General features: G+C 38.5%; 11 protein-coding genes and 1 pseudogene. 6 read left to right on the top strand and 6 right to left on the bottom strand.

Going from position 1 to position 12169, the window contains the following annotated elements; genetic code table 11:
* Positions 1-101: 101 nt before the first annotated feature.
* Positions 102-2747, bottom strand: a complete 2646-nt coding sequence (gene ppc / locus D172_RS18855; RefSeq protein WP_007375565.1) for a phosphoenolpyruvate carboxylase — start codon at positions 2745-2747, stop codon at positions 102-104.
* Between the two features lie 120 nt (positions 2748-2867).
* Here ppc and D172_RS18850 point away from each other — a divergent pair, with 120 nt between their 5' ends.
* From D172_RS18850 to D172_RS18830, 5 genes are all read left to right on the top strand, one after another.
* Positions 2868-3266 carry a thiol-disulfide oxidoreductase DCC family protein gene (locus tag D172_RS18850; protein WP_007375566.1) on the top strand — a complete coding sequence of 133 codons (399 nt, stop codon included), beginning with the start codon at positions 2868-2870 and terminating at the stop codon, positions 3264-3266.
* On the top strand, positions 3263-3985 hold the full coding sequence (locus D172_RS18845) for an SDR family NAD(P)-dependent oxidoreductase (protein WP_007375567.1): 723 nt from the start codon (positions 3263-3265) through the stop codon (positions 3983-3985). Before D172_RS18850 ends, D172_RS18845 begins: the two co-directional genes overlap by 4 nt.
* A 9-nt stretch (positions 3986-3994) precedes the next feature.
* A complete protein-coding gene (locus tag D172_RS18840) occupies positions 3995-4603 on the top strand; it encodes a flavin reductase family protein (protein ID WP_007375568.1) in 609 nt (202 codons plus the stop codon).
* A 101-nt stretch (positions 4604-4704) separates the two neighbouring features.
* Entirely contained in the window at positions 4705-5925 is a 1221-nt protein-coding gene (locus D172_RS18835; RefSeq protein ID WP_007375569.1) for a M24 family metallopeptidase, read from the top strand.
* Positions 5926-6039: 114 nt separating this feature from the next.
* A complete protein-coding gene (locus D172_RS18830) occupies positions 6040-6699 on the top strand; it encodes a DsbA family oxidoreductase (RefSeq protein WP_007375570.1) in 660 nt (219 codons plus the stop codon).
* A gap of 86 nt (positions 6700-6785) precedes the next feature.
* Here the strand turns inward: D172_RS18830 and D172_RS21390 are convergent.
* The 4 genes and pseudogenes from D172_RS21390 to D172_RS18810 form a co-directional block, all read right to left on the bottom strand.
* A pseudogene (locus D172_RS21390) lies at positions 6786-6890 on the bottom strand (peptidylprolyl isomerase); the annotation flags it as partial.
* 91 nt (positions 6891-6981) lie between these two features.
* Entirely contained in the window at positions 6982-7467 is a 486-nt protein-coding gene (locus tag D172_RS18825) for an ankyrin repeat domain-containing protein (RefSeq protein WP_033023035.1), read from the bottom strand.
* 246 nt (positions 7468-7713) lie between these two features.
* Entirely contained in the window at positions 7714-8484 is a 771-nt protein-coding gene (locus D172_RS18820) for a sel1 repeat family protein (RefSeq protein ID WP_007375571.1), read from the bottom strand.
* 1094 nt (positions 8485-9578) lie between these two features.
* On the bottom strand, positions 9579-10337 hold the full coding sequence (locus D172_RS18810) for a hypothetical protein (RefSeq protein ID WP_007375572.1): 759 nt from the start codon (positions 10335-10337) through the stop codon (positions 9579-9581).
* Between the two features lie 299 nt (positions 10338-10636).
* On the opposite strand from D172_RS18810, the gene cysB reads away from it, so the two are divergent.
* Positions 10637-11614: an HTH-type transcriptional regulator CysB gene (gene cysB / locus D172_RS18805; RefSeq protein ID WP_007375573.1), complete on the top strand. Its 978-nt coding sequence runs from the start codon at positions 10637-10639 to the stop codon at positions 11612-11614.
* Positions 11615-11799: 185 nt separating this feature from the next.
* Here the strand turns inward: cysB and D172_RS18800 are convergent, their stop codons facing one another.
* Positions 11800-12078 (bottom strand): peptidylprolyl isomerase, encoded by a 279-nt coding sequence (locus D172_RS18800; protein ID WP_002959014.1) that lies wholly within the window; start codon positions 12076-12078, stop codon positions 11800-11802.
* Positions 12079-12169: the final 91 nt, after the last annotated feature.

Below are 12169 nucleotides of genomic sequence, written 5' to 3'. Positions count from 1 at the left end.
AAAGGTTAGGGCGTTAAATACCAGCCTATTTAACGCAAAAAAAGGGAGCACATCGCGTGCTCCCTTTTAATACCAATAGGTATACCTAACAAAATAAAGTATTAGCCGGTATTACGCATACCTGCAGCTATACCTGTCATCGTGATCATTAACGCATTATCAATGTCACCTTCGTTTCGTTTTTCCTCTGAGCGAGCACGGCGTAAAAGCTCAACCTGTAGTAAGTTAAGTGGATCGGTGTACGGATTACGTAAGCTAATCGACTCCTTAATCCAAGGTTGTTCGGCTAGTAGGCTTTTTTGTGGGCTAAGTGATTGCACCAAGCTAATAGCTTCTTGAAGCTCTTTACGAAGTGTTACACCCAGTGGTTTGTACATATCTTCCACCAGCGCATTGTCGTAATGCTCACTCAACCAGCAATCTGCTTTACTAAATACCATTTCTAGCATTTCTAGGCGCGATCTAAAGAACGGCCACTGTAAGCTCATTTCGTTGAGTGTTTCTGCGCCGTACTTATTAAGCGCAGCTTTTAAGCCTGTTAACGCACCTAACCATGCCGGAAGCATTAAACGGTTTTGACTCCAAGCAAAAATCCATGGAATAGCACGCAGGCTTTCAACACCACCATTAGGATTACGTTTTGCAGGACGCGAGCCAAGCGGTAACTTAGACAACTCAAGCTCAGGTGTTGCCATTCTAAAGTAAGGTACAAAGTTTTCATCGTGGCGAACTACATTACGGTAGTGTTCACACGACTCCTCACTTATTAGCTTCATTACTTCGCGCCACTGCGGTTTTGGCTCCGGCGGCGGTAATAAGTTACTTTGTAGTACCGCGCCTGCGTAAATATTTAAGCTTTGCAGTGCTACATCGGGTAAACCAAATTTAAAGCGGATCATCTCGCCTTGCTCGGTTACACGCAACCCCCCTTTTAACGAACCTGGCGGTTGTGAATGCAGCGCTTGTGCGGCAGGTGCACCGCCACGCCCTACTGTGCCACCGCGTCCGTGGAATAAAATAAGTTCAATACCACGCTCATCAGCAAGTTGTACTAGTTTGTCCATTGCTTCGTACTGGGCCCAACCTGCTGCCATCATGCCGGCATCTTTAGCAGAATCAGAGTAACCAATCATTACATTTTGGGTGTTTTTAATGTGCCCGCGATACCAAACATTATCAAGTAATGTAGTAATTACATCACTGCCTGCGTTTAAATCGTCGAGTGTTTCAAACAACGGTGCTACTGGTAAATCAAAGCTACAGCCGCTTTCTTTTAGCAATAATTGTACTGCTAAAATGTCTGATGCTGTTCGCGCCATCGAAATAATATACAAGCCAAATGTTGCTTCGTCTTGCTTAGCAATAACATCAAAGGTGTCTAGCACTTCTTGAACATCAGGGCTTGGTTGCCAATGTTTTGGAATAAGCGGTCTGCGAGAGTTAAGCTCAGTAAGTAAAAAAGCTTGTTTGTCTTGCTCTTGCCATTGGTTGTAGTCGCCTAAACCTAAATAACGCGTCAGCTCTGAAAACACATCGCTGTGGCGAGACGAATCTTGGCGCACATCGAGTTTAGCTAAACGCAAGCCAAAGCTATTAATACGGTACAGTAAATCAAGCAATAAGCCATCAGCAACGACTTTCATATTACACTTTAATAACGAGCGATAGCAGACCTCTACAGGGTGTTTAAGCTGATTAATATCGGTAATTAAATCTTGTGAATCGCTACGCTTATTTTTAATTTTAGCGCCAAGATGAGCTACTGTTTCTGCAACTTGGTTTTTAAGCTTTTTGATCACCGCTCTGTATGGTTCAAAGTCTTGACCTGCCAACTCAATAAGCTCATCACTGGCATCTGACATAGAGAGTTCAGCGCATAACGTTTTTAAATCTTGAATATATAAGTTAAGCGCCATCCAACGACCATGGTCAAGCACTTCTGCTGTAACCTGCGATGTTACAAATGGATTTCCATCACGGTCTCCACCCATCCAAGATGTGAACTCAATCGGGCTGTAATCTTTTGGTAGCTCTAAACTTGATTGCTCTTTAACATTGGCTGAAAATTCACGTAAAAAGCGCGGAACAGCGTGCCATAGACTGTTTTCGATTACCGCATAACCCCATTTAGCTTCATCAACTGGCGTTGGGCGAGAGCGACGAATGTCGTCGGTATGCCAAGCCTGGCTAATAAGCTGTTCAATACGATTTAAAATAGCATCTCGCTCTAGCGGTAAGTTATCTTTTCGCTCAAGCGACGCTAAGCAATCACTTAGTTCAACATGTTTATTAATAATAGTACGGCGCGTCACCTCGGTTGGGTGAGCGGTTAATACTAAGTTTATGTGGAGTTTTGAGAGTGTTTCGGCCAAATGATTACTATCTAGCTGGCCTTGTTCTGCTTTTGTAACTAACGTTTTTAATGTTTGAGTGAGAGGGTTTTGTTGACCAAGGCCAACGTCATTAAAACGCGAAACGGTATGAAATTGTTCTGCTACATTAGCAAGGTTTAAAAAATGATTAAATGAACGGGCAACCGGCAAAAGCTCTTCATCACTAAGCGCATGTAAAACATCTATTAGCGCTTGTCTGTCGTCTTCATTACCACTGCGAGATGATTTAGATAAAGCCCGAATTTCTTCTACTTTATCTAAAATAGCTTGGCCTTGAGCATCTTTAATTGTTTGTCCTAGAAGTTGCCCTAATAAATTTACATTACCTCGCAAGGCGGCGTATTGTTCACTCATTTCTCATTCTCCTTTATTTCGTAGGGCACTATTAATATCATCATGTAGGGATATTTAATAGATCCATTTGCAATGTCTTGTCGTAAAAAAATATATATAAAATAATCACAAAGCACCCACATGATAATTTTTTACGATGGTAACTGCCCCCTTTGCAGCACCGAAATGCAGCAACTAAAACACGCTGATTCTAAAAATCTAATTACGCTTGAAGATCTTAACGCGAGCGACTTTAGTGAGCGCTACTCGTATATTGATAAAGACCAAGCAATGACTTATCTGCAAGCTCAAAAGCTATCAGGTGAAATGATTTACGGGCTTGATGTAACGTACGAAGCATGGAAATTAGTGGGTAAACACGGCTGGTTGAAAATTTTTCGCTTGCCAATAATTCGCTTTTTCGCTGACTGCGGATACCTGTTATTTGCTAAGTATCGGCACCCCATCAGTCGCTTTTTAATGCCAAATACTCAGTGCAGTAACGGCCAATGTGGACTAAAAGCAAAAGGTGATAAATGAAAACTATTGTTTTATTCGGCGCAAGCAGTGCCATAGCAAATGCATATATAGAACATCTACAAATAAACACGCCTACTCATCAGATCGTTTGTATTAGTTCAAAAAGTATTGAATCTGACTCAAGTGTTGTCCACCTGCATACTGACTACACAAAACAAAGTTTAGCGCGCGTTACTAATTACCTAAAAGCGCAAAATGCCGATATACAACAAGTTATTATATTCAATGGTACACTGCACAACGAAACCCATATGCCCGAAAAAAAGCTGGAGGATTTAGACGCTGAGTATTTTAGCCAACTTCTAAATTCAAACACCCTAACTCCCCTACTTTGCTTGCAGAGTATTTTGCCGCTTTTAACACATAAAACGCAGTGTACTATTACAGCACTTAGTGCGCGTGTGGGCAGCATTAACGACAATAAATTAGGCGGTTGGTATACGTATCGCGCCTCCAAGGCTGCGCTTAACATGCTATTTAAAACCGCAGCGATTGAACTTGCACGCAGAGCTAAAAATACTAAGCTCGTTTTATTTCATCCAGGGACTACTGATACTGAGCTTTCAAAGCCATTTCAAAAAAATGTACCCGCAGGAAAACTGTTTACAGCTGAATTTGTAGCCAAGCAGCTTTTTACACTTACTTTTAATAACCCTCATTTAGAACTCAATGGTCAGCCTGCCTACTTAGATTGGCAAGGCGAAACCATACCGTGGTAAGGACCTTTAATGCATTTTACTAAAGAGCGCATAAACGCACTTGAAAAACACACTCGTACTCATTTAATTAATTCGCTTTCGGGTTTTAAGAGCGCCAACTTAATTGGCACGCAAGACAAACAAGGCAATACTAATCTCGCCATTGTTAGCTCTGTTATTCATTTAGGGGCTCACCCGCCGCTAGTTGGCATGATAATGCGCCCAAATAGCGTGCCTCGACATACGTTCGAAAACATAATCGAAACCGGTAGTTACACCATTAACCAGGTTAATAAAGCTATTTATAAGCAAGCTCATCAAACATCAGCCCGCTACGACAAAGGCGAGTCGGAATTTGCGGCGACAGGTTTAACGCCCGAATATTTAAATGACTTTGCAGCGCCTTTTGTTAAAGAAAGCCGCTTAAAGTACTCAGTTAAATTTGTAGAAAACCAACATTTAGCCATCAATGGCACAGAGCTTGTAATAGGTGAAATCACTGATGTGTATTTAGATGAAGTAGCACTTCAAAGTGATGGCTTTTTAGATTTACAGGCTATTGAAACAGTGGCAGTAACCGGGCTTGATAGCTACCACACAAGTAATAAACTCACGCGTTTACCTTACGCTAAAAAATAATATGCCATTTTAAGAGGCTATAAACTAATAGCCTCTTATCGCATAACATTGAATTTTACCTTGGTATTAATCACACTAGCTAAAAATCCAAGGAGAAAAATATGACCACCACCGGTATTGGTACACAATCAAGCGAGCAAGCGCTGGCAAGCCTAAGTAACATGACGCAAACGCTGACCCCTATCGCAGCTGACGAACATTTAGAGCGCATAGCCAAGGCGCAAGCGTATATGCTAGCAAACAACATAGATGCAATTTATTTAAACGCTGGCACCAACCTTACCTACTTTACAGGCATGAAATGGTACGCGAGCGAACGTATGGTTGGCGCGATATTACCCGCCCTTGGTGAAGTACAATACATTGCGCCTTATTTCGAAATTGGTTCACTAAACGGGTTTAAAGTAATAGATGGGCCTATTCATGGGTGGCAAGAGCACGAAAATCCTTATGCACTTTTTGTCGAAGTATTAAAAAAGTTAAACATTAATGAAAACGCAACTATTGGCATTGATGAAAGCGCACAATTTTTTATATTCGACGGCATTAATAAAGCACAAATGGGTTTAACCCTCATAAATGCACAACCTGTAACGGCGCATTGCCGTATGCATAAATCAGTTCATGAACTTAGCTTAATGCAACGCGCGATGGACATGACCTTAGCCGTACATCAAGCCACAGCAAGCATGCTTTATGAGGGAATAACCACCACCGAAGTAGAAGCTTTTATTAAGCAAGCACACCAAAAAGTAGGTGCACCAGGTAACTATTTTTGTATTGTTTTATTTGGTGTTGCAACGTCTTTCCCGCACGGTGTTAAAGATGCCCAAATACTTAAAAAAGGCGATATGGTACTAATTGATACTGGCTGTAAAGTACACGATTACCTATCAGATATAACCCGTACCTATGTATTTGGCGAACCAACAATGCGCCAACGTATGTTTTGGGATCATGAAAAAGCAGCGCAAATGGCGGCATTTAATGCAGCTAAAATTGGTGCTACGTGCGAAGACGTTGACGCGGGCGCACGTAACTATTTAGCAGCGCAAGGGCTAGGCCCGCAGTACCAAACACCGGGTTGCCCGCATCGAACGGGGCACGGCATTGGGCTAGACATTCATGAATGGCCATATTTAGTTGGCGGTGATAAAACCCCACTTGCCCCTGGCATGTGCTTTAGTAACGAACCAATGTTAGTTATACCCGATGAATTTGGCGTGCGTTTAGAAGATCATTTTTACATGACCGACAACGGCCCTCATTGGTTTACACAACCAAGTTATAGCATTGACGACCCATTTGGGCTTAACGCTTAAAACTGAATACCTTCAAGAGCAGCTGTTTAGCTGCTCTTTTTAGTTTGGTATTGATAAAGTGCAGTTCATCCCAATATCCCCTGTTATACCAAAGCAATCCTCAAAAGGATAAATATGAAAAACTTTAAAATTGATATCGTCTCAGACGTAATGTGCCCTTGGTGTGTAGTGGGTTATAAAAACCTAGAAACTGCACTAGAGCAACTCAAAGACGAAATGAGCGCAGATATTACGTGGCATCCTTTTGAACTAAACCCAGATATGCCAATTGAAGGTCAAGACTTAAACGAACATTTAATGCAAAAGTACAACCTAACAGAAGAGCAAGGCGACGAAAATCGTAAAAACATGTTCGAAGCAGGAAAGCGTGCTGGATTCACCTTTAATTTTGATGGCAAACGCATCATGATCAACAGCTTTGATTTGCATCGTTTATTAATGTGGGCACGTGAAGAAGGTAAGCAAACCGAATTAAAACTTGCCTTTTTTGAAGCGCACTTCACTGATTTAAAATACTTAAATCAAGAAGAAGCACTACTCGACGTTGTTGAAAAAGTAGGTCTTGATAAAGAAACTGCGCGCGGTATTCTACATTCAGACAAATACGTACAAGACGTACGCCAAGAGCAAGACAACTTTAAACAAATGGGTATTACGTCAGTACCTACATTTATCATAAACGATAAGTATGCACTTACTGGCGGACAACCAAGCGAATCATTCATTCAAGCACTAAAACAAATTAGTGAAGAAGAAGCCAAGCAAGACGCTTAATATACAAATAAAGTTTAAAACTAAAAAAGGCTGCTTATTGCAGCCTTCTTCTATATAGCGCAGACTACTTCTTACTTAAAAATAAACTAAGTACGATAAAGTACTTTAATTACATGCCAGCCAAATTTGGTTTTAACTAGGTGGGGTTCTAAAATTTCGCCTTTAAATGCAACCTTATCGAACTGTGGTAGATATTAAGCAAGACAGGCACCTATTTTTAACAAGCAAAACTATCCTAATTAAGATGGGTGCCACGTTAATTTTTTATGAAACTACTTAACCTTACAAAGAGTTAGCACAATCAATATATTTATTTGCCATTTTAAACAATTGAGTATGTTCAGAGCTTGTCATTTCTAATAGTAACTTTAACATTTTTTTGTCCTTAGCACTTGTAGCAACAAATATTGGGCTTTCTATAAATCTCCGTTTTGAAAATAAGGATATGTCGTTACTTAGCAAATACCTGACACCTTCATAGTTTGAACGATAAACAGCCATATCAAGCAAAACATCCCCATATTTATGAAGAATATTACTTTTTTCAAATTCCATTTCATTATTCATCAGTCTCTTCAATACCTTACTTGGGAAATCATACTCCCTCATAAGTTCATGTCCCAATTCTCGTCGGGCAAGTTCGCCGACCTCACTCAAGTCAGCCGTTTGAACCATCTCTGCATACTTTGAGCAAGACCAGACATTATTTGCACACAGTAAAAGTATTGGGACAATATATTTTACTAATCGTATGTTACCAAGGGACATAATCAACCTATACTCCTGTAATTCTGTGGTATTTGAACTGATGTTTTACTGGTATATAAGTGGGCGCAGACAAGCCTAAAATTAAGATGGGTGTCACGTTAATTTTTTCGCATTAATGCGTACAAGTATCCCAGAACTAATGCTGGTAATATTTGTGATTTCCTCACTAACACTACCTTTACCAACAGCAACAATTGAACCAGTAAAAATAACTATTATAACAAAAAAGCAAAAAGAGACCTGGACCTATTTATTTTCATTAAGTATTTTTATTGCATATTCATGTCCATTTTCAGCCGCTTTTTTTAAATAATAATCCGCATAAATACTATTTTTTAACGGAGAGTCTCGCAGGCCGTATACTCCAAAAAAAAGATAATATAAGTTCTTATACATATCATTTGAAAAACCTTGCTTATCAGCTCTGTTTGATAGATAAGAAACCATTTTAAATAGTGATTCTGAATCATTCTTTTTCATTGCTTCATCTAAAGTCAATTGACCGAATAATATAGCAGCCTCATCATCACCCACATCAGATGCTTTACGTAAGGAATTTTTTAGAAAAGCAATATCACCATATTTTCCAAGTTGATATGCATAATATAAATTTACACTAGAATCTAAAATACCTTCCTCAAAAGATAACTCTAGTAGCTTGGTACCTTTATATACATCTTCTGCTTTTTCACTTGTAATTAAAAAACTACCCAGAATATGCTTTGCTCTTATATTCCCTAAATCCGATGAAATTGAAAGCATTTTTCTAGCTTCTTTATAATCTGGATTTTGGTTGTATGCTCCCAAATATAAAATGTAACCAGACAGAAAATACGCAGTGCTGTCATTCTGCAATATCCCTTGTTCTAGTATATTAGAAACATCTTTCCATTCGAGTTCCTGTTGTGCGTCAATATCATCCTTTATCAACTCTAAAGTAACATTCTCACTACAATTACCCTTTGCTTGATGGCAAAAAAATACTACTAACAATATAAAAAATAAAAACTTACTCAATTAATCCCCCAGCGGTCCCTTAGACTGATTATAAAACGACTCTATGAAAGCACTGCTTATTACGTTAAAATTTTCTACTACAGGATAACTATAACTCATATAGCCTTCAGCAGTTCCAATGGTAGCTGAAGCTTCAACTCCAACGTACCCCATACAAGAAATTAGGATGACAGCCATCTTAATTTAACCACAAAACTGTGCCACTAAATTTAATCTTTTTGGCAAAGATTTCATCTTTTTTACTCCGTTCTTCGCTAAGAAAATTAGGATGGATGTTAACGTTATTTTTTTATCGTCAACATACAGTAATAAGGAGGTGTTATTATTCACAGTAGTATAAAGGACTTAACTTCAACCCATCCTCTTCGATTCCCGTAAATGATTTTCACCACATAAAATTATGCAGGGTGGCATCATTATTTTTTAGTAACTTTGCTTTTCAAAAAGACTGCGACGCACCATTACAGTGATATTAAATAAGATGAAAAGCATTAATTTTTTATGTTTATAAACTAACTCGTTTTGACTAAAAGGGAACGCCTATATGTGTCTTTGTTATTTCCTTTATTTATACTTATCAATAAAATAACCTAATTTATATGCGACTAAAAATGTAACTATCAGTATAGCCAAGGATATACTCAACCTTTTGAAGGCAATTAACTTCAGTTCAATAGGATTAAGTAAAGCAGCTAATAAATTGCCGAGCACACTTAAAAATGATACTAAGAATAAAAAAAAAAGAACGAAACCAATAATTTTTTCAATCATTTAATTACCATATATAGATTCTTGGCTAAGTAATAGTTGCTTCAAAAACCAAAGTAGACTGCCACATTAATTGGACTAACAAAACTGCGCCACTAAATTTACTTTTTTGGCTAAAGTTTATTTTTCATTCCATTTTTCGCTAAGGAAATTAGGATGGGTGTTAGATTTATCATTCGAGTACTGATTACCTGTAACAACACGACAAGCTGATCAAGCATTTTAGCTGAGGGGTAGGCTGAAATAAAAATATACAAAGCCAGAAAGTTTCTGGCTTTCAAATAATAATTTAAAATGAAAGGATGCTTATCGCTGATAACACATATTTACCATTTCTTTTTAGGAGCAAATAATATATCCAAGTCGTCCTGCTCTTGTTCGTTTTTCTTTTTAAGCGCATTAGCATTCGATGCCCGAAGCTCTACACTAATTGCCTCTAGATAACCTTCCACTTCTTGGCGTTTAGCTGAAACATATTCGTCAGAATAAGTAACCCCGTTAAGAGTAACCTGGGCTTTTTCAAAATATTGCCTAGCAGAACCTACCATGTTTGCCGAACGTGCTGATAAACCGCGTTTTATTTGGCTTTCTATATTGATACGAAGTTGAAGCTTTTCTAATCGTTTATCTTCAACCGTAAACACTTGGCTATCAACTCGCCCTTTATTGTGTTCTGAGCGTAACACTATGCGTAATTTTTTTATACCTTGGATAAGACTTACAAGCTGTTTGTCGTTACTCGGTAAAGACAGCGAGTCATTATTATTGCCTTGAACAGGTTGCGTAAGATGCTCTTTTGCTTCACTTAACCTATTTTTAAGCGCCTTTGAACCAGTGGAATTTGCCACCATAGTTTTCAGCGCTTCATAAACACGGCGTTGTAGTACGCGAATAATAGGTTCGGACAAAGGTATGTTGGCGCTATTCACAAGTGCCTCTTCAGTCTCTTCTATTATCGCCTTTTGCTTTGTAAGCTCTTTGCGACGTTCGCCTTCTTGTTTCTCTTTGTGTTGCTGTACAGCACTTACCCAAAGCGCAATCACAATAAGTGCGACTATGAGCACAATAATAATTGAAACGATCATAGTGTAATTCTCGGATTCATATCTAATTTTTTAATCTTACATTAAATATATACTAACAGGGTAGCTTTGCGCTGTTTAACTTATAAATATGCTAAAAAAGCATTACAAGGAGGGCCTATTATAAGATTATCTCGGATAATCATTGCTATCTGAAGCATATTTATTGTGCTAGCCTTAGATCCCAAACAGATAAATGTGTATGCCTAAAACTCAAGGTGAATTTTAAAATTAAAAACGCTTGGGTTTAACACGTATTACCTTTATAAATTATATGAATAACAACGTTAAAATATGCAGCTATGAAATTACAACAACTCAGATATATCGTAGAAGTACAAAATCATAAATTAAATGTTTCAGCAACTGCTGAAAGTTTATTTACCTCTCAACCTGGTATTTCTAAACAAGTACGTATGTTAGAAGATGAGTTGGGTGTACAAATTTTTGGCCGCAGCGGTAAACATTTAACCCATGTGACGGGCGCTGGCGAAGAAATAATTAATATTTCCCGAGAAATACTTTCCAAAGTAGAAGGCATAAAAGCGGTTGCAAATGAGCATACATTACCAGATCAAGGTAAGCTTAATATTGCAACAACTCACACGCAAGCCCGCTACGCTCTTCCGAGTGTTATTCAAGGATTTATGAAGAAATATCCTGCGGTTTCACTCCATATGCACCAAGGTACACCACAACAAATATCAGACGCAGCTGCTCGTGGCGACGCTGATTTTGCAATTGCGACTGAGGCACTTCATCTTTATTCAGATTTGGTTATGTTGCCATGCTATCACTGGAATCGCAGTATTGTTGTTGCAAAAGACCATCCTCTTGCGAAAAAAGTAAATAATTTAACTGTTGCCGACATAGCGCAATATCCGCTCATTACTTACGTATTTGGCTTTACGGGTCGCTCAGAACTAGATAAAGCATTTAGTGCACATGGTCTTGAGCCCCATATTGTATTTACAGCAACCGATGCTGATGTAATTAAAACCTATGTTCGTCTAGGGTTAGGGGTCGGTGTAGTCGCTTCAATGGCAATAGATCAAATAAGTGATACCGATTTAGTCTGTATTGATGCGAGCCATTTATTTGAGGCAAGTACCACTAAAATTGGATTTAGAAAAGGCAGTTTTTTACGCACTTATATGTATGACTTCATTGAGCGTTTTGCACCACACCTAACAAAAGAACGTGTTGAACGAGCAAGTTTATTGCGTAACCAAGATGATGTCGATAAATTATTTGCAGATATCGAATTACCAGTTAAGTAATCAATAATTTAATTAGTTAAAAACCGCGTAGATATAAAATGCGGTTTTTTTTAATACTTTATAATAGTAAACAACCCAAAATTTTAGGTTAGCGCGTGTTTATCATCAAAGGTTAAATTTACAGCGATGTAGTCATTTCCCATATACAAGCAATCACAACGCGCAAATACCAAAAAATCATTTTATTACGTGCGATAAAGTACTTTAATTACATGCCAGCCAAATTTTGTTTTAACTAGGTGGGGTTCTAAAATTGCGCCTTTAAATGCAATTTTATCAAACTGAGGGACCATTTGGCCGCGTCTAAATTCACCTAAGTCACCGCCTTTTTTGCCCGATGGGCATGACGAATACTTTTTAGCTAAGGTTTGAAACTTCGCACCTTTACCTAATTGCTTAATAATATCTTCTGCAATTTCTTTGTGCTTAACCAAAATGTGAAGTGCATGTGCTGTGTTTGCCATGAAAAAAGCCTTTTATACCGTTAGCTAAAATTAAACGCGGCGATTTTAACACAACCTCATAAGCCTATCATCTACTTATGCTGCAGTGTAT

Source organism: Pseudoalteromonas sp. Bsw20308 (genome assembly GCF_000310105.2).
Lineage (GTDB): Bacteria > Pseudomonadota > Gammaproteobacteria > Enterobacterales > Alteromonadaceae > Pseudoalteromonas > Pseudoalteromonas fuliginea.
The sequence above is the reverse complement of the archived record's forward strand: the minus strand, read 5'-3'. Positions and strand labels throughout refer to the sequence as shown.